The organism is Enterobacter sp. JJBC (genome assembly GCF_036936505.1).
Classification (GTDB): Bacteria; Pseudomonadota; Gammaproteobacteria; order Enterobacterales; family Enterobacteriaceae; genus Enterobacter; species Enterobacter hormaechei_C.
Genome location: NZ_CP136935.1, coordinates 1,456,468 through 1,477,565, shown reverse-complemented (window position 1 = coordinate 1,477,565; position 21,098 = coordinate 1,456,468). Strand labels below are relative to the sequence as shown.

General features: G+C 55.1%; 21 protein-coding genes and 5 tRNA genes. 11 read left to right on the top strand and 15 right to left on the bottom strand.

All coding sequences use genetic code 11. The features are described 5' to 3' along the window. Positions 1-195 precede the first annotated feature (195 nt). On the top strand, positions 196-1,479 hold the full coding sequence (locus RY075_RS07075; RefSeq protein ID WP_003858537.1) for a putative acyl-CoA thioester hydrolase: 1,284 nt from the start codon (positions 196-198) through the stop codon (positions 1,477-1,479). A gap of 102 nt (positions 1,480-1,581) precedes the next feature. Here RY075_RS07075 and pgl read toward each other — a convergent pair whose 3' ends face one another. Then, positions 1,582-2,577 (bottom strand): 6-phosphogluconolactonase, encoded by a 996-nt coding sequence (pgl, locus tag RY075_RS07070; protein ID WP_048241126.1) that lies wholly within the window; start codon positions 2,575-2,577, stop codon positions 1,582-1,584. Positions 2,578-2,696: 119 nt separating this feature from the next. Here pgl and RY075_RS07065 point away from each other — a divergent pair, with 119 nt between their 5' ends. Further along, complete coding sequence (locus RY075_RS07065) at positions 2,697-3,515, top strand: pyridoxal phosphatase (protein WP_045350713.1); 819 nt, start codon at positions 2,697-2,699, stop codon at positions 3,513-3,515. Here RY075_RS07065 and modC read toward each other — a convergent pair whose 3' ends face one another. The 4 genes from modC to RY075_RS07045 form a co-directional block, all read right to left on the bottom strand. Beyond that, on the bottom strand, positions 3,516-4,574 hold the full coding sequence (modC, locus tag RY075_RS07060) for a molybdenum ABC transporter ATP-binding protein ModC (RefSeq protein ID WP_003858541.1): 1,059 nt from the start codon (positions 4,572-4,574) through the stop codon (positions 3,516-3,518). After that, positions 4,574-5,266 carry a molybdate ABC transporter permease subunit gene (gene modB / locus RY075_RS07055; RefSeq protein ID WP_338628356.1) on the bottom strand — a complete coding sequence of 231 codons (693 nt, stop codon included), beginning with the start codon at positions 5,264-5,266 and terminating at the stop codon, positions 4,574-4,576. Before modB ends, modC begins: the two co-directional genes overlap by 1 nt. Continuing rightward, the gene (gene modA / locus RY075_RS07050) at positions 5,263-6,039 is read right to left on the bottom strand and encodes a molybdate ABC transporter substrate-binding protein (RefSeq protein WP_338628354.1); all 777 of its coding nucleotides are present in this window, start codon (positions 6,037-6,039) and stop codon (positions 5,263-5,265) included. The genes modB and modA overlap by 4 nt, the downstream gene beginning before the upstream one ends. A gap of 178 nt (positions 6,040-6,217) precedes the next feature. Further along, positions 6,218-6,370, bottom strand: a complete 153-nt coding sequence (locus RY075_RS07045) for an AcrZ family multidrug efflux pump-associated protein (RefSeq protein WP_003858549.1) — start codon at positions 6,368-6,370, stop codon at positions 6,218-6,220. Between the two features lie 127 nt (positions 6,371-6,497). On the opposite strand from RY075_RS07045, the gene modE reads away from it, so the two are divergent. The 7 genes from modE (at position 6,498) to gpmA (ending at position 14,306) form a co-directional block, all read left to right on the top strand. Next, positions 6,498-7,286 (top strand): molybdenum-dependent transcriptional regulator, encoded by a 789-nt coding sequence (gene modE, locus RY075_RS07040; RefSeq protein WP_338628353.1) that lies wholly within the window; start codon positions 6,498-6,500, stop codon positions 7,284-7,286. 67 nt (positions 7,287-7,353) lie between these two features. Next, positions 7,354-8,826: a molybdate ABC transporter ATP-binding protein ModF gene (modF, locus tag RY075_RS07035; RefSeq protein ID WP_109948659.1), complete on the top strand. Its 1,473-nt coding sequence runs from the start codon at positions 7,354-7,356 to the stop codon at positions 8,824-8,826. A 201-nt stretch (positions 8,827-9,027) separates the two neighbouring features. Next, positions 9,028-10,044, top strand: coding sequence for a UDP-glucose 4-epimerase GalE (galE, locus tag RY075_RS07030; RefSeq protein ID WP_003858554.1), 1,017 nt, complete (start codon positions 9,028-9,030; stop codon positions 10,042-10,044). Between the two features lie 9 nt (positions 10,045-10,053). Beyond that, positions 10,054-11,100: a galactose-1-phosphate uridylyltransferase gene (gene galT, locus RY075_RS07025; RefSeq protein WP_022650627.1), complete on the top strand. Its 1,047-nt coding sequence runs from the start codon at positions 10,054-10,056 to the stop codon at positions 11,098-11,100. Between the two features lie 2 nt (positions 11,101-11,102). Beyond that, positions 11,103-12,251, top strand: a complete 1,149-nt coding sequence (galK, locus tag RY075_RS07020; RefSeq protein WP_003858559.1) for a galactokinase — start codon at positions 11,103-11,105, stop codon at positions 12,249-12,251. Further along, positions 12,245-13,288, top strand: a complete 1,044-nt coding sequence (galM, locus tag RY075_RS07015; RefSeq protein ID WP_338628352.1) for a galactose-1-epimerase — start codon at positions 12,245-12,247, stop codon at positions 13,286-13,288. Before galK ends, galM begins: the two co-directional genes overlap by 7 nt. Before the next feature lie 265 nt (positions 13,289-13,553). Then, on the top strand, positions 13,554-14,306 hold the full coding sequence (gene gpmA, locus RY075_RS07010; RefSeq protein WP_003858562.1) for a 2,3-diphosphoglycerate-dependent phosphoglycerate mutase: 753 nt from the start codon (positions 13,554-13,556) through the stop codon (positions 14,304-14,306). A gap of 61 nt (positions 14,307-14,367) precedes the next feature. Here gpmA and aroG read toward each other — a convergent pair whose 3' ends face one another. Continuing rightward, positions 14,368-15,420 (bottom strand): 3-deoxy-7-phosphoheptulonate synthase AroG, encoded by a 1,053-nt coding sequence (gene aroG, locus RY075_RS07005; protein ID WP_003858564.1) that lies wholly within the window; start codon positions 15,418-15,420, stop codon positions 14,368-14,370. A gap of 304 nt (positions 15,421-15,724) precedes the next feature. Here aroG and RY075_RS07000 point away from each other — a divergent pair, with 304 nt between their 5' ends. Both RY075_RS07000 and zitB read left to right on the top strand, forming a co-directional pair. Further along, the gene (locus tag RY075_RS07000) at positions 15,725-16,084 is read left to right on the top strand and encodes a protein YbgS (RefSeq protein ID WP_109948660.1); all 360 of its coding nucleotides are present in this window, start codon (positions 15,725-15,727) and stop codon (positions 16,082-16,084) included. A 99-nt stretch (positions 16,085-16,183) separates the two neighbouring features. Beyond that, entirely contained in the window at positions 16,184-17,122 is a 939-nt protein-coding gene (gene zitB / locus RY075_RS06995) for a CDF family zinc transporter ZitB (RefSeq protein ID WP_232967351.1), read from the top strand. On the opposite strand, the gene pnuC is transcribed toward zitB, so the two are convergent. From pnuC to pal, 9 genes are all read right to left on the bottom strand, one after another. Then, positions 17,119-17,838 (bottom strand): nicotinamide riboside transporter PnuC, encoded by a 720-nt coding sequence (gene pnuC, locus RY075_RS06990; RefSeq protein ID WP_022650623.1) that lies wholly within the window; start codon positions 17,836-17,838, stop codon positions 17,119-17,121. The two genes, zitB and pnuC, sit on opposite strands and share 4 nt — an antisense overlap. Positions 17,839-17,860: 22 nt before the next feature. Further along, positions 17,861-18,904: a quinolinate synthase NadA gene (gene nadA / locus RY075_RS06985; protein ID WP_109948662.1), complete on the bottom strand. Its 1,044-nt coding sequence runs from the start codon at positions 18,902-18,904 to the stop codon at positions 17,861-17,863. A gap of 230 nt (positions 18,905-19,134) precedes the next feature. Next, positions 19,135-19,210, bottom strand: a tRNA-Lys gene (locus tag RY075_RS06980). 31 nt (positions 19,211-19,241) lie between these two features. Continuing rightward, positions 19,242-19,317, bottom strand: a tRNA-Lys gene (locus RY075_RS06975). Positions 19,318-19,358: 41 nt separating this feature from the next. After that, positions 19,359-19,434 (bottom strand) — tRNA-Lys (locus RY075_RS06970). Between the two features lie 3 nt (positions 19,435-19,437). Then, a tRNA-Val gene (locus tag RY075_RS06965) sits at positions 19,438-19,513 on the bottom strand. Between the two features lie 27 nt (positions 19,514-19,540). Then, positions 19,541-19,616: transfer RNA gene (locus RY075_RS06960), tRNA-Lys, on the bottom strand. 161 nt (positions 19,617-19,777) lie between these two features. Next, complete coding sequence (cpoB, locus tag RY075_RS06955; RefSeq protein ID WP_003858574.1) at positions 19,778-20,566, bottom strand: cell division protein CpoB; 789 nt, start codon at positions 20,564-20,566, stop codon at positions 19,778-19,780. 9 nt (positions 20,567-20,575) lie between these two features. Further along, complete coding sequence (gene pal / locus RY075_RS06950; protein WP_003858578.1) at positions 20,576-21,097, bottom strand: peptidoglycan-associated lipoprotein Pal; 522 nt, start codon at positions 21,095-21,097, stop codon at positions 20,576-20,578. Between the last annotated feature and the right edge of the window lies 1 nt (position 21,098).

The window sequence follows — 21,098 nt, the reverse complement described above, 5'->3', positions numbered from 1 at the left end:
GACATTTATTTTCATCTGCCGCCTGCTGTCAACCGCATTGGGGGAAAATGTTATTTATTTGTGATGACTTTCCCGTCGCCTGCGGGCAAAAATGCAACTTTTCCGGTTTTTATCTTCCCGTTTCGCTCAACTTAGTATAAAAAAGCAGGCTATTTCGTCTATCCAGATAAGACTTGCATACCCAGGAGCATTACCTTGAATATTTCCAGGATTTCCCGTCTGGCGTTGGCACTCGCCTTTGGCGTGACTTTATCCGCTTGCAGTTCAACACCACCGGATCAGCAACCTTCTGAGCAGGTTGCTCCGGGCACCGCTTCCCGTCCGATCCTGTCAGCGGCTGAAGCGAAGAACTTCACCCGTGCGCACTATTTCTCGGCGATGGATCCCAATGCAGCCCCGTGGACGCCTTCTTCTATTAACCTGCCGAAACAGCCAGACTTCGTTGTCGGCCCGGCCGGGGCGCAGGGCGTTACACACACCTCTATTCAGGCAGCCGTTGATGCCGCAATCACCAAACACAGCGCATCTCGTCAGTACATTGCCATCCTGCCGGGTGAATACGAAGGAACCGTTTATGTTCCGGCAGCACCGGGAAGCATTACGCTTTACGGCCTGGGCGAAAAAGCGGTCGACGTAAAAATTGGCCTGGCGATTGATTCAGAGATCGACAGCACCACCTGGCGCCATCTGGTGAACCCGGCCGGTAAATACATGCCAGGTAAACCGGCGTGGTATATGTTTGATAACTGCCAGCGCAAGCGTGCCGCCACCATTGGCGTGATGTGTTCGGCGGTATTCTGGTCACAAAACAATGGCCTGCAATTGCAAAACCTGACCATTCAGAACACCCTGGGCGACAGCGTTGACGCAGGTAATCATCAGGCCGTGGCGCTGCGTAGCGATGGCGACAAGGTACAGATTAACAACGTCAATATCCTGGGCCGCCAGAACACCTTCTTCGTGACCAACAGCGGCGTGCAGAATACCCTTCAGAACAACCGTCTGACGCGTACTCTGGTCACCAACAGCTACATTGAAGGCGACGTGGATATGGTCTCTGGCCGCGGCGCGGTGGTATTTGATAACACCGACTTCCGCGTGGTGAATTCACGTACGCAGCAGGAAGGTTACGTCTTTGCACCGGCCACGCAGTCTAACCTGTTCTATGGCTTCCTGGCCGTGAATAGCCGCTTTACTGCTGCTGGCGATGGCGTGGCGCAGCTTGGTCGCTCTCTGGACGTGGACTCCGCCACTAACGGCCAGGTCGTGATCCGCGACAGCGTGATTAACGAAGGCTTTAACATGGCGAAACCGTGGGCGGATGCGGCGATCTCGAAACGTCCTTTCTCCGGCAACACCGGCACGGTGGATGATAAAGACAACGTGCAGCGTAACCTGAACGACGCTAACTTCAACCGCATGTGGGAATACAACAACCGCGGTCTGGGTAGCAAAGTGGTTGCTGAGCCGAAGCAGTAAAATGCCTGCTGCCGGGTAGCGGCTGCGCCTTACCCGGCCTGCCACATGCATTAACCGCGCATAAAAAACCTCGCATTTGCGAGGTTTTTTTTCGTCTACGGATCAATGAGCGTTAATCACAACCCACATCGGCCCTTGTCCGACCGCATAGCGTCCTTTCTCTTCCAGTAGACCCTGCAAGCCCTGGATTTCATAGAGCGCAATGTGGTGGGATTTCTGCCCCGCCGCAATCAGGTATTTGCCGCTGTGGTCGACATTAAAGCCGCGCGGCTGGGTTTCAGTTGGCTGGAAGCCTTCAACTGCCAGAACGCTGCCGTCTTCAGAGACGCTGAAGACGGTGATCAGACTGGAGGTACGGTCACAGGCATACAGGTGACGGCCATCCGGCGTGATGTGAATGTCTGCCGCCCAGCGTGTGTCGGAGAAATCAGATGGCATCATGTCCAGCGTCTGTACGCACTCGATCTGCCCGTTAGGATCGTTCAGCTCCCACACGTCTACCGAGCTGTTCAGCTCGTTAACGACATAGGCATACTGCTGATTCGGGTGGAAGACCATGTGGCGCGGGCCTGCGCCTTCCACGGTGGTGACTTCCGCCGGGCTCTGCGCGACCAGATGGCCGTCATCGCTCAGGGTGAACAGGCAGATGCGGTCCTGCTTAAGCGCTGGCACCCACAGCGTGCGGTTATCCGGCGAAATGTTGGCTGAGTGGCAACCTTCGAGCCCTTCTACCACGTCGACGGTTTCAACGGGAATACCGTCTTCCAGGCGGGTGACGCTCACGGAGCCTGCATTGTAGGAGCCGCTGAAGATAAAGTTGCCTTTATGGTCAGTGGAAATATGGGTCGGGCTGCCCGGCAGCGGGGCTTCTGCGGTATAGGTCAGCGCGCCGTCATCCGGGGAGATGCGGTATGCCAGTACGCGGAATTCGGGGCGTACGCCGACATAAAGAAAACGTTTATCCGGGCTGACGACCATCGGCTGCACCTGGCCTGGCACATCAACAACCTGAACCAGCGTAAGCGAACCTTCTGTATTCAAACGCCAGACATGGATCTGCTGACTTTCAGGACTGGCGGTATAAACGGTTTGTTTCATGAATACTCCTGATTATTTTTAACGGTGAATGCTGAATTGTAGTCCGGGATTTTGCAGGGTTCCGCTCTCGGTGTACCATCCCGACAGACCTTAAATTCAACATTAACCCGGAAGAAAAAATGACCTCGCGAGTGATTGCCCTGGATTTAGACGGAACACTGCTTACCCCTCAGAAAACCCTGCTCCCCTCTTCTCTTGAGGCCCTCAAACGAGCCCAGGAAGCGGGGTATCAACTTCTCATCGTAACGGGTCGACATCACGTAGCCATTCATCCTTTTTATCAGGCACTGGGCTTAGATACACCTGCAATTTGTTGTAATGGCACCTATTTGTATGATTATCAGGCAAAAAAGGTTTTAGCCTCCGATCCGCTTCCCGTTACGCAGGCGCTGCAATTGATTGATTTACTGGATGAGCACGCCATTCACGGCCTGATGTATGTGGATAACGCCATGGTGTATGAACGCCCTACCGGCCATGTGATCCGCACCAGCAATTGGGCCCTGTCTCTGCCGGAAGCGCAGCGTCCGGTGTTCACTCAGGTTTCCTCCCTGCGCCAGGCGGCGGAAGACGTCGAAGCAATCTGGAAATTTGCCCTGACCGATGAAGACACCGCCAAACTGAATACCTTCGCAAAACATGTCGAGCATACGCTGGGTCTGGAATGTGAATGGTCCTGGCACGATCAGGTGGATATCGCCCGCAAAGGCAACAGCAAAGGAAGGCGTCTGACCCAGTTCGTTGAATCGCAGGGCGGATCAATGCAGGACGTAATTGCTTTCGGCGATAACTATAACGACATCAGCATGCTGGAAGCGGCCGGAACGGGCGTGGCGATGGGTAATGCCGATGACGCGGTGAAAGCGCGCGCTGACGTGGTGATTGGTGATAACACCACCGACAGCATCGCGCAGTATATCTATACCCACCTGCTGTGATCAGGCGGTTATGGAAACGCTCTTGATTTGCGCGTAAAGCCACAGGCCAGGCTTGATACCCAGCTCATCCCTGGCCCACGGGCTGATGCGCGCCCACAGCGTTCTGCTGCCCACTTCCAGCTGCACTTCCACCTGGCCGTTATCATCAAAACACTGCGCCACTTTTGCGCGCAAAATATTGCGGATACTGGTTTGCAGCGGCGGTTGCAGGACCAATGAGACATCCGACGCCTGAATGCGGATCCGTAACGTGGACTGAATCGGCGTATCGATTTTATTCACCCACAAATGCTGATCGCCCAGCGCCAGCGCGGTCATCGCGTAGTGCGGATGGTGCTCCAGCACGCTCACCTTCAGAATGCTGCTCTGCTGCTCCTTTGGCAGCCATGGATGCATAACGCTGCTGCCCCACACCTCCTCCAGATTGCCGAATGCCTTCACCCTGCCCGCTTCCAGCACCAGCACTTTGTCGGCCAGATGTAAAATCTCATCCAGCGAATGGCTGACGTAGAGCATTGGCACATTGATTTCCCGCGCCAGACGTTGCAGATACGGCAGCAGCTCGCGCTTGCGCGGAATATCCAGCGAGGCCAGCGGCTCATCCAGCAGCAGCAGTTCCGGCGCGGTTAACAGGGCGCGGCCAATCGCCACACGCTGTTTTTCACCACCCGACAGCGACGACGGCAGACGATCCAGCAGCGGTTCGATGCCCAGCAGCGCCACCAGCTTATTGAACTGTCCGGCCATGCTTTTTGCCATGCCGTAACGCAGGTTCCCGCGAACGCTGTAGTGCGGAAACAGGCGCGCATCCTGAAACACATAGCCGATACGGCGTTTGTCCGGTGACAGGCAGACCTTCTTCTCCGCGTCATTTAAGACGCGGTTATTTAGCACAATACGGCCAGACTGGGGACGCGTCAGGCCGCTAATCGCATTAATCAGCGACGTTTTCCCCGCCCCGGACACGCCAAAAATGGCGGTGATACCGCTGGCAGGCAGCGTTTCGTTCAGCGTCAGGGTGTGACTGCCCAGGGTTTGCGTAAAGTTGAGTTCCAGCATCACGGTTTCCCCATCCGTTCACGGCTGAGGCGCGCCAGCCATTCAGACACCAGCAGCGAGACCAGGGCGAGTACAATCGAAATAATACACAGCCGGGCCGCCGCAACTTCGCCACCCGGGGTCTGAATCAGGGTATACATGGCCGACGGGATGGTCCGCGTCTCGCCGGGAATGTTGGACACAAAGGTGATGGTCGCGCCAAACTCACCCAACGAGCGGGCGAAGGCTAACACCGTACCGACGATAATGCCCGGTAACGTAAGCGGAAGCGTAATGGTCAGGAATACCCGCCAGCGGCCTGCGCCCAGCGTGCGGGCGGCCTGTTCTAACCGGATATCCACCCCTTCCAGCGCCAGACGGATAGCGCGCACCATCAGCGGGAAAGACATCACCGCCGCGGCCAGAACCGCGCCGCGCCAGCTGAAAGCAAAGGTCAGTCCGAACCAGTCGTACAGCCACTCGCCAATAACGCCGCGTCGCCCCATGGAGATCAGCAGCAGATAGCCGACCACCACAGGCGGCAAGACGAGCGGAAGATGAAGAACACTGTCGAGCAGGGCTTTGCCTGGAAACTTCACGCGAACCAGTAACCAGGCAAAGAACACCCCAAAGGGCAAACTCAGCGCAACCGCCAGGGAAGAGACTTTCAGGCTCAGCAGCACGGCCTGCCATTCAGGTTCGGTCAATATCATTCGTGAGTCGTAAATCCGTAACGTTTAAAGATAGCGGACGCTTCCGGCCCCTTCAGGTAGTCAACGAAGGCCGTCACGCTCGCATTTTTATGCCCATCAACTATCGCAACAGGATATTCCACTTTCTTATGCGAGTCTTCCGGCAAGGTACCCACTACCTTCACGCCTTTACTGGCGACGGCATCGGAGCCGTAAACGATCCCGAGTGGCGCTTCGTTACGCTCCACCAGCGCCAGCGCGCCACGCACATCTTCTGCGGGAGCCAGCTTCGGCGATAAGGTTTCCCATGCGCCAAGTTTTTGCAGCGCTTCTTTCGCATAAATCCCGGCAGGAACATGCTCCGGATCGCCCACCGCCAGACGACCACCGTTGAGCAGACGGGTCCAGTCCGTCTGTTTGTTGATGGCGATGTCGCCCTGCTTGCTGTTTGCGGGTGCAACCACCACCAGGCTATTTCCCAGCAGCGTTTCGCGGGTAGCCGTATCAACAGATTTTTTCTCCACCGCGTAATCCATCCATTTCTGATCGGCAGAGATGAACAGATCCGCGGGCGCCCCCGCTTCAATCTGGCGGGCCAGCGTGGACGAGGAGGCAAACGACGAGACCACCTCGACGTTTTTCTCTTTTTTGTATACCGCAGCAATATCCTGCATCGCGTTAGTCAGCGACGCCGCCGCAAAGACCGTGATTTTTCCTTCATCCGCCAGCGCGTGGCCGGTGAGTGAGAGAGTCAGCGTTGCCCCTGCGAGAAGGCGTACCCATGAACGTGCCATTTGAAGCGCCTGTGCGTATCGTTATATACAAACAAATATAACGATATATCGCAGGCGTTCCTAGCGCTAAATCGTACCCATTAATGCGTAAACTCAAGGAACGTTGTAAAAGATATCGGCGGGAGAGGAATAAACTTGAGAGCAAAACGCCCGGGCTGGCCGGGCGTTTTGGAGGAAATCATTGCTGCTTTTTAGGCTGGTCACGACGATGACCAATGTTCGAAAAGACGTTGAACACTTCACCCAGGCCGTAGATGGCACCGAGGATGATAGCCATCACTACTGGCACCATGATTACCGCGAATACCAGACTTTTCAACAACTCTAACATGGTTTTCTCCAGATCTTGTGAACGGCTTATTCTACCCTGAAAAGTAAGAAAAACATCCCCTTTTGTGCGGTGCGCTTTCCGCCCCCGGGCATTTGGGTCACAATAGCCTTTTTGCCGGGACACTGTTATGCAGGCCGAAATTCTCCTCACCCTACGACTTCAGCAGAAGCTTTTCGCCGATCCGCGACGTATCGCCCTGTTAAAACAAATAGAACAAACTGGCTCGATTAGCCAGGGAGCAAAAAACGCCGGCATCAGCTATAAAAGCGCCTGGGATGCGATTAACGACATGAACACCCTGAGTGAACACACGCTGGTTGAGCGCGCCACCGGCGGGAAAGGCGGCGGCGGCGCCGTGTTGACGCGTTACGGGCAACGTCTGATCCAGCTCTACGATTTACTGGCGCAGATCCAGCAAAAAGCATTTGATGTGCTGAGCGATGACGACAACCTGCCGCTGGACAGCCTGCTGGGCGCCATCTCCCGTTTCTCTTTGCAGACCAGCGCCCGTAACCAGTGGTTTGGTACGGTGACGGGGCGCGATCATTCGCAGGTGCAGGAGCATATTGAGATCCTGCTCGCGGACGGCACGACGCGCCTGAAAGCCGCCATCACCGCGCAAAGTGGTCAACGCCTTGGGCTGAACGAAGGTCAGGAGGTGCTGGTATTACTCAAAGCCCCCTGGATCAGCATCACGCTTAACCCTGAGCAGGCCGCAGAGGCCGACAACCAGCTGCGGGGACGCATCAGCCACATCGAGCGCGGCGCAGAACAGTGTGAAGTGCTGATGACCCTGCCGGATGGACAGTTGCTCTGCGCCACCGTTCCGGTGAACGACGCGACCGAATTAGACAAAGGTGCTGTGGTGACCGCATATTTCAATGCAGACAGGATAATTATCGCCACATTGTGCTAAGCACATTGACAACCCTGCTTACACTGAGTATCCCTGACATCTGTTGCTGCAAAAAATGGGATAACACATGTCATCATTGCATATTTCGCAAGGCACGTTTCGTCTTAGCGATACCCGTACCTTATCGCTGCCAGAGTTAACCCTTCGCGCCGGAGAAAGCTGGGCGTTTGTGGGCTCTAATGGCAGCGGAAAATCCGCGCTGGCCCGCGCTTTGGCAGGCGAATTAACCCAACTGAAGGGTGAACGTCGGTGCACCTTTACCCGGCTGACGCGCCTTTCCTTCGAACAGCTGCAAAAGCTGGTCAGCGATGAGTGGCAGCGTAACAATACCGATTTGCTCAGCCCCGGCGAAGAAGATACCGGCCGCACGACGGCGGAAATTATCCAGGATGAGATAAAAGATCCTGCCCGCTGTCAGCAGCTGGCGGAGCAATTTGGCATTACCGCCCTGCTTAACCGCCGTTTCAAATATCTTTCTACCGGTGAGACGCGCAAAACGCTGCTGTGTCAGGCGCTGATGAGCGAGCCGGAACTCTTGATCCTGGATGAACCGTTTGACGGACTGGATGTACAGTCCCGCGTACAGCTGGCAGCGTTGCTGGCGTCGCTTAACCAGCAGGGATACACGCTTGTGCTGGTTCTTAACCGCTTTGATGAGATCCCGGATTTCGTACATTATGCAGGCGTGCTGGCGGACTGTAGCCTGACCGAAACCGGCGAGAAAGCCGTACTGCTTCGGCAGGCGCTGATTGCGCAGCTGGCCCACAGCGAGAAACTAGACGGTATTGCCCTGCCGGAGCCGGATGCGCCTTCGGCGCGCCACGGGCTGGATCCTGACCAGCCGCGCATTGTGCTGCGCGATGGGGTGGTTGCTTACGACGATCGCCCTATTCTTAATCACCTCAGCTGGACGGTTAATCCTGGTGAGCACTGGCAGATCGTCGGCCCCAACGGGGCGGGTAAATCCACGCTGCTGAGCCTGATCACCGGGGATCACCCGCAGGGATACAGCAACGATCTCACCCTGTTCGGCCGTCGCCGCGGCAGCGGGGAAACCATCTGGGATATCAAAAAGCACATCGGCTATGTCAGCAGCAGCCTGCATCTGGACTACCGGGTGAGCACCACGGTGCGAAACGTGATCCTCTCTGGCTTCTTCGACTCCATTGGTATTTATCAGGCGGTATCCGACAAGCAGCACAAGCTGGCGCAGCAGTGGCTGGATATTCTGGGTATGGATAACCGGGTCGCCGATGCACCCTTCCACAGCCTGTCGTGGGGGCAGCAGCGGCTGGCATTGATCGTCCGCGCGCTGGTCAAGCACCCTACGCTGCTGATTCTGGATGAACCGTTGCAGGGGCTGGATCCGCTCAACCGTCAGCTGATCCGCCGCTTTGTGGATGTCCTGATTAGCGAAGGTGAAACCCAGCTGCTGTTTGTGTCCCACCATGCTGAGGATGCCCCGTCCTGCATCACCCATCGGCTGGAATTTGTCCCTGACGGCGAGCAATACCGCTACCTGCTGAGCAAAATCGATTAACGCTCGGAGGGCGCTGCCCTCCGCTTTTCAGACAACCTGCAACAATACATCTCTATCTCTTTGATCTACAATGCACTCAGTCTGAGAAAAAGCGCGTGTGAAAACCAGTGTAAACGATACCACTATTTTATCCCATGTCACACTTTTCGCGTCTCTGATATGCTATGGTTAATTCATACCATAAGCCTAATGGAGCGAAATATGCGAGTTCTGGTAACAGGTGGTAGCGGTTACATAGGAAGTCATACCTGTGTGCAACTGCTGCAAAGCGGCCACGATGTTGTCATTCTTGATAACCTGTGCAACAGTAAGCGCAGCGTGCTGCCGGTCATTGAACGCCTTTCGGGTAAACAGCCGACTTTCGTGGAAGGCGATATCCGCAATGAAGCATTGATGACTGAAATCCTTCACGATCACGCGATTGAAACCGTTATCCACTTCGCGGGCCTGAAAGCGGTTGGCGAATCGGTGGCAAAACCGCTTGAGTACTATGACAACAACGTCAACGGTACCCTGCGTCTGATCTCCGCCATGCGTGCGGCCAACGTTAAAAACTTTATCTTCAGCTCTTCCGCAACCGTCTACGGCGATCAGCCAAAAATTCCTTACGTTGAAAGCTTCCCGACCGGTACGCCGCAAAGCCCGTATGGCAAAAGCAAGCTGATGGTAGAGCAGATCCTGACCGACCTGCAAAAAGCCCAGCCTGAGTGGAGCATCGCGTTGCTGCGCTACTTCAACCCGGTCGGCGCGCATCCTTCAGGTGATATGGGCGAAGATCCGCAGGGCATTCCTAACAACCTGATGCCGTATATCGCGCAGGTTGCCGTAGGGCGTCGCGATTCCCTGGCGATTTTTGGTAACGATTATCCCACCGAAGATGGCACCGGCGTGCGCGATTACATTCACGTCATGGATCTGGCCGACGGCCACGTGGCGGCGATGCAGCAACTGGCGGACAAACCGGGCGTGCATATTTACAACCTCGGCGCCGGGATTGGCAGCAGCGTGCTGGATGTGGTGAATGCTTTCAGTAAAGCCTGCGGCAAGCCGGTGAAGTATCACTTCGCTCCCCGCCGTGATGGCGACCTCCCGGCTTACTGGGCCGATGCCACCAAAGCGGATAAAGAGCTCAACTGGCGTGTCACCCGCACGCTCGATGAAATGGCACAGGATACCTGGCACTGGCAATCACGCCATCCGCAGGGCTATCCGGACTAAGGATTTGTCATGACGCAATTCAATCCCGTCGATCACCCGCATCGTCGTTTTAACCCGCTCAGCGGGCAATGGATTTTAGTTTCACCGCATCGCGCCAAGCGCCCCTGGCAGGGGGCGCAAGAGACGCCTGCCAAACAGACGCTGCCGCAGCATGATCCGGACTGTTTCCTCTGCCCGGGCAATACCCGCGTGACGGGCGATAAAAACCCGGACTACAAAGGCACCTTCGTGTTTACTAACGACTTTGCCGCGCTGATGACCGATACGCCGGACGCGCCGGAAAGCCATGACCCGCTGATGCGCTGCGAAAGCGCCCGAGGCACCAGCCGCGTGATCTGCTTCTCGCCCGATCACAGCAAAACGTTGCCGGAGCTGAGCGTGGATGCCCTGAAAGAGGTGGTCAGCACCTGGCAGGTGCAAACCGCGGAGCTGGGCCAGAGCTATCCGTGGGTGCAGGTGTTTGAAAATAAAGGCGCGGCGATGGGCTGCTCCAACCCACATCCGCACGGTCAAATCTGGGCGAACAGCTTCCTGCCGAACGAAGCCGAGCGTGAGGACCGACTGCAAAAAGCGTATTTCACCCAGAACGGTTCGCCTATGCTGGTGGATTACACCCAGCGTGAGCTGGCGGATGGCAGCCGTACCGTGGTGGAAACCGAACACTGGCTTGCGGTAGTCCCTTACTGGGCGGCGTGGCCATTTGAGACGCTGCTGCTGCCGAAAGCCCATGTTCAGCGCATTACCGAACTCAGCGACGCCCAGCGTGACGACCTGGCGCTGGCGCTGAAAAAACTGACCAGCCGCTACGACAACCTCTTCCAGTGCTCCTTCCCCTACTCCATGGGCTGGCACGGCGCGCCGTTTAACGGCGAAGAGAATCAACACTGGCAGTTACATGCACACTTCTACCCGCCGCTGCTGCGCTCAGCAACGGTACGTAAATTCATGGTGGGCTATGAAATGCTGGCGGAAACCCAGCGCGACCTGACGGCGGAACAGGCGGCAGAACGTCTGCGTGCCGTTAGCGACGTCCATTACCGCGAATCAGGAGTCTAAAAATGAGTCTGAAAGATAAAACACAATCCCTGTTTGCTGAAAAATTTGGCTACCCTGCCACCCATGTTATCCAGGCGCCAGGCCGCGTTAATCTGATCGGCGAGCACACCGACTATAACGACGGTTTTGTCCTGCCGTGTGCCATCGACTACCAGACGGTGATCAGCTGTGCGAAACGCGACGATCGTCATGTGCGAGTAATCGCCGCGGATTACGGCAACGAAATTGACGAATTTTCCCTCGATGCGCCGATCGTGACCCACGACAGCCAGCAGTGGTCGAACTATGTTCGCGGCGTGGTGAAGCACCTGCAAAAGCGTAACAAGAATTTCGGCGGGGCCGATCTGGTGATCAGCGGCAACGTGCCGCAGGGGGCGGGATTAAGCTCTTCCGCATCTCTGGAAGTGGCGGTCGGCACCGTGTTCCAGCAGCTTTATCATCTGCCGCTGGACGGGGCGCAGATCGCCCTGAACGGTCAGGAAGCGGAAAACCAGTTCGTGGGCTGCAACTGCGGCATTATGGATCAGCTGATTTCCGCGCTGGGCAAGAAAGAACACGCTTTGCTGATTGACTGTCGCTCCCTCGGGACCAAAGCGGTTCCGCTGCCTAAAGGTGCGGCTGTGGTGATCATCAACAGCAACTTCAAACGCACCCTGGTGGGCAGCGAGTACAACACCCGTCGCGAACAGTGCGAAACCGGCGCGCGCTTCTTCCAGCAGCCAGCCCTGCGTGATGTCTCACTTGATGAATTTAACAAGGTCGCCCACGAGCTGGACCCGGTTGTCACGAAGCGCGTGCGCCATATACTGACCGAAAATGCCCGTACCGTAGAAGCCGCCTCCGCGCTGGCGAAAGGTGACCTGAAACGGATGGGCGAGCTGATGGCCGAATCGCATGCCTCCATGCGTGACGATTTCGAAATCACCGTGCCGCAAATCGACACCCTGGTTGAAATTGTGAAAGCCACGATTGGCGACAAAGGCGGCGTGCGTATGACCGGCGGCGGATTTGGCGGGTGCGTCGTCGCCCTCGTGCCGGAAGAGCTGGTCCCTGCCGTCCAGGACGCCGTGGCTAAGCAGTACGAAGCCAAAACGGGCATCAAAGAAACTTTCTACGTCTGTAAAGCATCACAAGGAGCCGGACAGTGCTAAACGAAATACCTACACTCGCACCGGATGGTCTGCCGTATCGCCTGTTAACCCTGCGCAACAGCGCCGGGATGGTGGTTACGCTGATGGACTGGGGCGCAACGTTACTTTCTGCCCGCGTACCGATGCCTGACGGCAGCGTGCGCGAAACCCTGCTCGGCTGCGCATCGCCGGAGCAGTATATCGAGCAGACCGCTTTTCTGGGCGCATCCATAGGCCGCTACGCTAACCGCATCGCCAGAAGCCGGTTTACGCTGGACGGCGTAACGTATTCCCTGCTTGCCAGCCAGGGCGAAAATCAGCTGCACGGCGGCCCGGAAGGGTTTGATAAACGTCGCTGGAAGATTGTGCAGCAAAATGACGGTGAGGTCTGGTTCTCTCTGGACTCCCTCGATGGAGACCAGGGTTTCCCGGGCAATCTCACCGCAACGGCGCGCTTCACCCTGACCGAAGATAATCGCATCGCCATTGAGTACCGCGCGACCGTCGATAAGCCGTGCCCGGTCAACCTGACTAACCACGCCTATTTCAACCTTGACGGTAATCAGACCGATGTCCGCAGCCACAAACTCCAGATCCTGTCGGACGAGTATCTGCCGGTCGATGAGATGGGTATCCCTTATCAGGGGCTGAAACCGGTAAGCGGTAATAGCTTTGATTTTCGTCAGCCGAAAACCATCGCCCAGGATTTCCTGAGTGATGACGATCAGCGCAAGGTGAAAGGCTACGACCACGCGTTCCTGTTGCAGGCGAAAGGCGATCTTTCTCAACCTGCCGCACAGGTCTGGTCTGCTGATGAGAAGTTACAGATGACGGTCTACACCACCGCCCCCGCCCTACAGTTCTATTCCGGTAACTATCTGGAGGGTACCACGGCGCGCGAACATGACGCCTACGGCGCCTGGCAAGGCCTGGCGCTGGAGAGCGAGTTCCTGCCAGACAGTCCTAACCATCGTGAATGGCCGCAGCCGGACTGCGTGCTACGTCCGGGTGAAGAGTACGTAAGCGTCACCGAGTATCATTTCATTCCGCGCGCTTAATGTCCGGCGGCGCACGGGCCTACAAATGTAGGCCTGATAAGCGAAGCGCCATCCGGCAAAAAAGCCTGGCCCTCACCGCGAGGGCTTTTTTATCTCCGCCTTGCTGAAAATAGCGGCGATCGCAGACAAAATCATAACCCTGGATTCACATGCATCTTACACTCTCGAACTATTTTCGCTATGGTTAGGGTTAAGCGTTGCTGCTGGCACAGTCACGGCAATATAATGAGAATTGTTATCATTCAAAATGCTTGAGGAGTAAGAAATGGCTAATACTAAGCTTGTCCTGGTGCGCCACGGCGAAAGCCAGTGGAACAACGAAAACCGCTTCACCGGTTGGTATGACGTTGATCTGTCCGAGAAAGGCGTGAGCGAAGCAAAAGCGGCAGGTAAACTGCTGAAAGAAGAAGGCTTCACCTTTGACTTTGCTTACACCTCTGTGCTGAAACGTGCCATCCATACCCTGTGGAACATTCTAGACGAGCTGGATCAGGCCTGGCTGCCGGTTGAGAAATCCTGGAAACTTAACGAGCGTCACTACGGTGCGCTGCAAGGTCTGAACAAAGCGGAAACCGCAGAAAAATACGGTGACGAGCAGGTTAAGCAGTGGCGTCGTGGTTTTGCGGTTACGCCTCCAGAGCTGAGCAAAGATGACGAGCGCTACCCGGGCCACGATCCGCGTTACGCGAAGCTGACTGAGGCTGAACTGCCGCAGACCGAAAGCCTGGCGCTGACCATCGACCGCGTTGTGCCTTACTGGAACGAAACCATTCTGCCACGCCTGAAAAGCGGCGAGCGCGTCATTATCGCTGCTCACGGTAACTCCCTGCGTGCGCTGGTGAAATACCTGGACAACATGGGTGAAGATGAAATCCTCGAGCTGAACATCCCTACCGGCGTGCCGCTGGTGTACGAGTTCGACGAAAACTTCAAGCCAGTTAAACATTACTACCTGGGTAACGCCGACGAAATCGCTGCAAAAGCGGCAGCCGTGGCGAACCAGGGTAAAGCGAAGTAATATTTGCCGGACATAAAAAAAGCGTGGAGAAATCCACGCTTTTTTATTACCCGCGACATACTTAGCCGCGACGCGCTTTAACCGCATCCGCCAGCTGACGCAGGATCGCATCGGTATCGTCCCAGCCAATGCAGGCATCCGTCACGCTCTTACCGTAGACCAGCGGCTCGCTGCCCTCCAGGTTCTGGTTGCCTTCAACCAGATGGCTCTCAATCATCACCCCAATCACTGCGCGTTCACCGCTGGCGATTTGCTGACACACATCTGCGCCGACTTCCATCTGCTTTTTGAACTGTTTGCTGGAGTTGGCATGGCTGAAATCGATCATCACCTGCGGTGCCAGACCTGCTTTCTCCAGCCCTGCTTTTACCTCCGCTACGTGTTTAGCGCTATAGTTAGGCTCTTTACCGCCGCGCAGTATGATATGGCAATCGCCATTACCGCTGGTATTCACGATAGCCGAGTGGCCCCACTTGGTCACCGACAGGAAGCAGTGCGGCGCGCCCGCCGCATTAATGGCGTCAATGGCGACCTTGATGGTGCCATCAGTGCCATTTTTGAAACCCACCGGGCATGACAGGCCAGACGCCAGCTCGCGGTGAACCTGAGATTCAGTCGTACGCGCACCAATAGCGCCCCAGCTCATCAGGTCAGCCAGATACTGCGGGGTGATCATATCGAGGAATTCTCCGGCAGCAGGCAGCCCGCTGTCGTTGATCTCCAGCAGCAGCTTACGCGCAATGCGCAGGCCGTCGTTAATCTGGAAACTGTTGTCCATATGCGGATCGTTGATTAACCCTTTCCAGCCCACGGTGGTACGCGGTTTTTCGAAATAAACGCGCATCACGATTTCCAGTTCGCCTTTCAGCTCTTCACGCAGGGCGAGCAGACGCGACGCATACTCTTTGGCCGCAGCAGGATCGTGAATGGAGCATGGCCCGATCACTACCAGAAGACGATCGTCGCTACCTTTCAGGATCTTGTGGATCGCCTTGCGGGCATGAGACACCGTGTTGGCGGCATTTTCGGTGGCGGGGAATTTTTCAAGGAGCGCTACGGGAGGTAATAACTCATTGATCTCTTTAATGCGTAAATCGTCGTTCTGATAATTCATCTTCTTTCCGGCTCTGCCATATCTTTAGTAATGAAAGCAATCCTTTCAATCTAACTTGTCGGCCACGAAGTGTAAACGGGCTTTTACACTTCGCGCAGATAATTCCTGGAATTCGCCTAAAATACGCAACAAAATAGCGAAAAATGAGATCTGGCCTAAGCTTTTTACTTGTAACGACTGTTTTTAAATATTTATACGCGATTCCATCCTGACATAATTCAGGAGTCCGGAATCTTTCGCCACTGAACAAGATGCACTGTTGGAGAATGTTATCCAGCGTAACGATAAGAACAGGAGCACCATGATGAAAATGACGAAACTGACTACGCTTTTCCTGACGGCAACCCTTACCCTGGTAAGCGGTAGCGTACTGGCTGCTGATGCAGGCTCATCCGGCAGCAACGGCGACGCGAATGCCGCTGCCGAAGCAGGCCAGGTTGCGCCGGATGCAAAACAGAATATTGCGCCAAACAATGTTGATAACAGTAATATCAACACGGGCAATACCAATACTGGCGGGACGAACACAGGCACGATGAACCATGAGGGTATGACTACCGACGAGGTGCATAAAAACTCAGTCTGTAAAGACGGGAAATGCCCGGACCCGAATGACAAAGTGGGCAGCGATGCCAATACCAAAACGGACGGTACTACCCAGTAACCTTCCATAAGGTAAAACAGGGAGAGCGAATGCTCTCCTTTTTTATTTAAGCTCTTAAAAACGCTACACTAAAAATAATAATAAATCAGGAACGATACCATGGCGCACTCCCACTCCCATTCCCACTCCACTGGCGATGAAAATGCCAAACGGCTTTTGCTGGCTTTTGGCGTCACTGCCACCTTTATGATTATTGAGGTCACAGGCGGGCTGATATCCGGATCGCTGGCGCTGCTGGCCGATGCCGGGCATATGCTGACCGACGCTGCCGCGCTCCTGTTTGCTCTGCTGGCCGTGCAGTTTGCCCGTCGACCTCCCAATGCCCGCCACACCTTTGGCTGGCTCAGGCTGACCACGCTTGCCGCCTTTGTGAATGCGATTGCCTTAGTGGTGATTACCATACTCATCGTATGGGAGGCTTTTCAGCGCTTTCGGCATCCCCAACCGGTAGCCGGGACAACAATGATGGTTATCGCCATTGCCGGGTTGGTCGCCAATATTCTGGCGTTCTGGATATTGCACCGCGGCAGCAGTGAAAAAAATCTGAACGTACGGGCCGCGGCGCTTCATGTGCTGGGCGATCTGCTGGGTTCCGTAGGGGCCATCGTAGCCGCGCTGATCATTATGGGTACGGGCTGGACCCCCATCGACCCGATTCTTTCCGTGCTGGTATCGTGCCTTGTATTACGCAGTGCCTGGCGGCTGTTGAAAGAGAGCGTCAATGAGCTGCTGGAAGGCGCTCCCACGTCGCTGGATATTGGCGAGCTAAAACGCAATCTGTGTCGTTCCATTCCTGAAGTCCGTAACGTTCACCACGTTCACGTCTGGCTGGTGGGTGAGAAACCGCTGATGACGCTGCACGTTCAGGTTATTCCGCCCCACGATCACGATGCGTTGCTTGAACGTATTCGGCATTTCCTCGAGCATCACTATGAGATTGCGCACTCCACTATCCAGATGGAGTACCAGCCTTGCAGCGGGCCAGACTGCCACCTTAACGAGGCGCAGTCCGGCCACTCACACGCACATCATCATTAACGGGAAAGCGCGCGAGAGCCACGCTCACGCGCGCTGTTAATCCACATGCGGCTGCCGTTGAGAGCAATGAAGGTCAGGAGCATATACTCCAGCGACATGGCATAAACACCCTGGCGGGCAAAAATCACCACGCTAATGACATTGATGACCACCCACAACAGCCAGTTCTCAACGTATTTACGGGTCATCAGGATCATTGCGGCAATTGACAACACCATCATGCAGGAATCCCAGAACGGGAAGGCATCCGGCTGAAGCTCAGGCATCGTCACGTTCAATCCCAGACCTGACATCACCGAGACCGCCACGCGCGTCAGGAAGGCAAATACCGGATCAATAAAGACGGTCATAAAGCCGATAGCCACCACGCAGGCCGCGAACCAGGCGATGGCTTTAGGCAACGGCAGCCAGCGGATTTGCAACTCCGCCTCCTGCTGGCTGTTTTGCCGAGACCAGGCGTACCAGCCATAGATATTGGCCGCGAAGAAGAACAGCTGTAGAAGCAGGCTGGCGTAGAGCTGGATCTGGAAGAAGATGATCGCAAACAGCGTGACGTTTATCAGCCCGAACGCATAGTTGCTGATCTTCTCAAGGCTGGCCAGCCAGATACAGAGTAAACCGGCCAGCGTACCCACCGCTTCAATCCACGACAGGTCATAGCCGCCCGCACCAATCGGGATATGAACCAGGATGTTCTGTGTGCTAAAAAAATCCATTTTTTCTCCGGGGCGTAATAAGTTAAGTACGTAGTGTAGCCGCAAAATCCAGCATACGGTTAAGTGGAATTAACGCGCCTTCACGCAGAGCGGCAACCACGTGGATCTCATGCGCTGCGCCACCGTTCTCAAGCGCCTCCGAAATCGCTTTGAGCCCATTCATCGCCATCCACGGGCAATGCGCGCAGCTTCGGCAGCTCGCCCCTTCTCCGGCGGTTGGCGCTTCAAGCAGCTCTTTTTCCGGCACGGCCTGTTGCATTTTGTAGAAGATACCGCGATCGGTCGCCACGATGAGCTGCTTGTGTGGCAGCGTTTTTGCCGCGTTAATTAACTGGCTGGTTGAGCCGACGGCGTCCGCCATGTCGACGATCGACTGCGGAGATTCCGGGTGCACCAGTATCGCGGCCTGCGGGTATAAGCCTTTCATCCGGGTCAGCGCCTGGGTCTTGAACTCATCGTGGACGATACAGGCCCCCTGCCAGCACAGCACATCCGCACCGGTCTGTTTTTGTACGTAGTTTCCCAGGTGACGATCGGGCGCCCAGATGATTTTCTCCCCCAGGCTGTCCAGATGTTCAATCAGCTCAACGGCGATACTGGACGTCGCTACCCAGTCCGCCCGGGCTTTCACCGCCGCAGACGTGTTGGCATAGACCACCACGGTACGGTCAGGGTGGGCATCACAGAAGGCGGTGAACTCATCAATCGGGCAACCGAGGTCAAGGGAGCATTCGGCATTCAGCGTCGGCATCAGTATGGTTTTTTCCGGGCTGAGGATTTTTGCCGTTTCGCCCATGAAGCGCACACCTGCAACCAGCAGCGTGGAGGCAGGATGTTTAGCACCGAAACGCGCCATTTCCAGGGAATCTGAGATACAGCCGCCCGTCTCTTCCGCCAGCTGCTGAATTTCCGGGTCGGTGTAGTAATGCGCCACCATCACCGCATCACGCTCTTTAAGCAGGCGCTTGATTTTCTCTCGATAGAACTGTTTTTCATCCCGGCTTAGCGGAGCAGGCTTTGGCGGGAAGGGATAGATTGCGGTTTCGGGATCAAACATCACACTCATTATGGCTTCTCGTTTTACTGGCTTAACAATATTGCCTTTGTTTTGCATGAGATAACAAAAATGAGGCAATGGTGTTTTGTATACTAAACAAGATAGCGAATTTGAGGGGGAATGTCATCGGGAATTGATGCCGGTAGCATCTGTCGGGTGGCGGCTTCGCCTTACCCGACCTACAAGGCACTGGCGAACGACAGATAGCAAAAAGGCGCCTTTAGGGCGCCTTTTTACATTGGTGGGTCGTGCAGGATTCGAACCTGCGACCAATTGATTAAAAGTCAACTGCTCTACCAACTGAGCTAACGACCCCTTACGGGATGTACTTCAAATCTATTCAGGCTGGTGGGTCGTGCAGGATTCGAACCTGCGACCAATTGATTAAAAGTCAACTGCTCTACCAACTGAGCTAACGACCCATTCGGGTGTTGCCTGAATTATCACTCGGTACCAATAAAATTGGTGGGTCGTGCAGGATTCGAACCTGCGACCAATTGATTAAAAGTCAACTGCTCTACCAACTGAGCTAACGACCCGAGTGGTGGGTGATGACGGGCTCGAACCGCCGACCCCCTCCGTGTAAAGGAGATGCTCTACCAACTGAGCTAATCACCCACTCTGTGCTGCCGGAACTGCTTTAAGTGGTGGGTCGTGCAGGATTCGAACCTGCGACCAATTGATTAAAAGTCAACTGCTCTACCAACTGAGCTAACGACCCACTTTTGCGCTGCTTTCACGTTGTTTGATATCCCGTGGCAACGGCGGCATATATTACTGATTTAAGAATTCTGCGCAACAAAAATTTCGATGAAGATCACTTAACTGCTTAGGAATCATGCTGCACGACCAGAAATAACGCGATTTCTGGTCATGCGATAATCAACCCATCGAACTCAAACGTTTTTGTGCCTGTTTGGCGCCGTCTGTACCCGGGAATTTCGCAACCACCTGCTGATAAACCGCTTTGGCTTTTGCAGTGTCGCCTTTGTCCTGCATGATCACGCCGACTTTATACATCGCATCAGGCGCTTTCGGTGATTTCGGGTAATTTTTCACCACAGAGGCAAAATAAAACGCCGCATCATCCTTTTTACCCTTGTTGTAATTCAACTGACCCAGCCAGTAGTTCGCATTTGGCTGGTAAGTGGAATCAGGGTACTTCTTAACGAAGTTCTGAAACGCAACGATAGCATCGTCCTGGCGCGATTTGTCCTGCACCAGGGCAATGGCCGCGTTGTAGTCCGTATTCGCGTCACCGCTCTGTACAGGCGCACCAGACGACGCGGAGGCATCTGCCGCAGGTGCAGGCGTCGCCGCACCGCTTTGATCGCCTGCTGCTGGCTGTGCTGCTGCTCCGCCGCTGTTCAGGCTATCCATCTGCAACAAAATTTGCTTCTGGCGCTCCACAACCTGATTAAGCTGATACTGACTCTCCTGGATCTGACCACGAAGGGAATCAATATCATTCTGGTTATCGGAAAGCTGCTGCTGGAGTTGAGTTAAAAGCTGGCTGTGAGCGTTAGAAATACGCTCGAGTTGAGTGACTCGATCTTCTACCGAGCCTGAGCCGACACTACTGATTGGTGCCTGAGCAAAAGCGGCCCAGGGGGCCGCTATTCCAACCAGTAACGACAGACTCATCAGATGATGTCTGAAGTTACTGCTCATGCAATTCTCTTAGTAAACGAGTACGGCACGACGGTTTTTGGAGTAAGCCGCTTCGTCGTGACCCAGTACTGCTGGTTTTTCTTTACCGTAAGAAACGATGGAGATCTGGTCAGCAGAAACGCCTTTACCCTGGAGGTACATTTTAACAGCGTTTGCACGACGTTCACCCAGGGAGATGTTGTACTCCGGAGTACCACGTTCGTCCGCATGACCTTCTACGGTGACTTTGTAAGACGGGTTGCTACGCAGGAAGTTTGCGTGCGCATCCAGCATTGCAGCGAAGTCAGAACGAATGTCGTATTTATCCAGATCGAAGTAAACGATGTTGTTCTGCTGTAACTGCTGCATCTGAAGACGCGCTTGCTCTTCAGAAGACATATTGCCATTGCCGTTAGCGTCCATACCGGTGCCGGCACCCATCATGCCTTCGCCGCTCTGGTCATTGCTTGCGTTCTTGTTAGAAGAACACGCTGCGATTGCCATAACAGGCAGAGCGATCATCAGCCCCTTCAGCACTTTGTTCAGTTGCATT

Bases quoted from the DNA above. Each gene is read 5' to 3' on its own strand.
- pgl (WP_048241126.1), bottom strand. From the start codon at position 2,577: ATGAAACAAACCGTTTATACCGCCAGTCCTGAAAGTCAGCAGATCCAT.
- RY075_RS07065 (WP_045350713.1), top strand. From the start codon at position 2,697: ATGACCTCGCGAGTGATTGCCCTGGATTTAGACGGAACACTGCTTACC.
- modC (WP_003858541.1), bottom strand. From the start codon at position 4,574: ATGCTGGAACTCAACTTTACGCAAACCCTGGGCAGTCACACCCTGACG.
- modB (WP_338628356.1), bottom strand. From the start codon at position 5,266: ATGATATTGACCGAACCTGAATGGCAGGCCGTGCTGCTGAGCCTGAAA.
- modA (WP_338628354.1), bottom strand. From the start codon at position 6,039: ATGGCACGTTCATGGGTACGCCTTCTCGCAGGGGCAACGCTGACTCTC.
- RY075_RS07045 (WP_003858549.1), bottom strand. From the start codon at position 6,370: ATGTTAGAGTTGTTGAAAAGTCTGGTATTCGCGGTAATCATGGTGCCA.
- modE (WP_338628353.1), top strand. From the start codon at position 6,498: ATGCAGGCCGAAATTCTCCTCACCCTACGACTTCAGCAGAAGCTTTTC.
- modF (WP_109948659.1), top strand. From the start codon at position 7,354: ATGTCATCATTGCATATTTCGCAAGGCACGTTTCGTCTTAGCGATACC.
- galE (WP_003858554.1), top strand. From the start codon at position 9,028: ATGCGAGTTCTGGTAACAGGTGGTAGCGGTTACATAGGAAGTCATACC.
- galT (WP_022650627.1), top strand. From the start codon at position 10,054: ATGACGCAATTCAATCCCGTCGATCACCCGCATCGTCGTTTTAACCCG.
- galK (WP_003858559.1), top strand. From the start codon at position 11,103: ATGAGTCTGAAAGATAAAACACAATCCCTGTTTGCTGAAAAATTTGGC.
- gpmA (WP_003858562.1), top strand. From the start codon at position 13,554: ATGGCTAATACTAAGCTTGTCCTGGTGCGCCACGGCGAAAGCCAGTGG.
- aroG (WP_003858564.1), bottom strand. From the start codon at position 15,420: ATGAATTATCAGAACGACGATTTACGCATTAAAGAGATCAATGAGTTA.
- RY075_RS07000 (WP_109948660.1), top strand. From the start codon at position 15,725: ATGAAAATGACGAAACTGACTACGCTTTTCCTGACGGCAACCCTTACC.
- zitB (WP_232967351.1), top strand. From the start codon at position 16,184: ATGGCGCACTCCCACTCCCATTCCCACTCCACTGGCGATGAAAATGCC.
- pnuC (WP_022650623.1), bottom strand. From the start codon at position 17,838: ATGGATTTTTTTAGCACACAGAACATCCTGGTTCATATCCCGATTGGT.
- nadA (WP_109948662.1), bottom strand. From the start codon at position 18,904: ATGAGTGTGATGTTTGATCCCGAAACCGCAATCTATCCCTTCCCGCCA.
- cpoB (WP_003858574.1), bottom strand. From the start codon at position 20,566: ATGAGCAGTAACTTCAGACATCATCTGATGAGTCTGTCGTTACTGGTT.
- pal (WP_003858578.1), bottom strand. From the start codon at position 21,097: ATGCAACTGAACAAAGTGCTGAAGGGGCTGATGATCGCTCTGCCTGTT.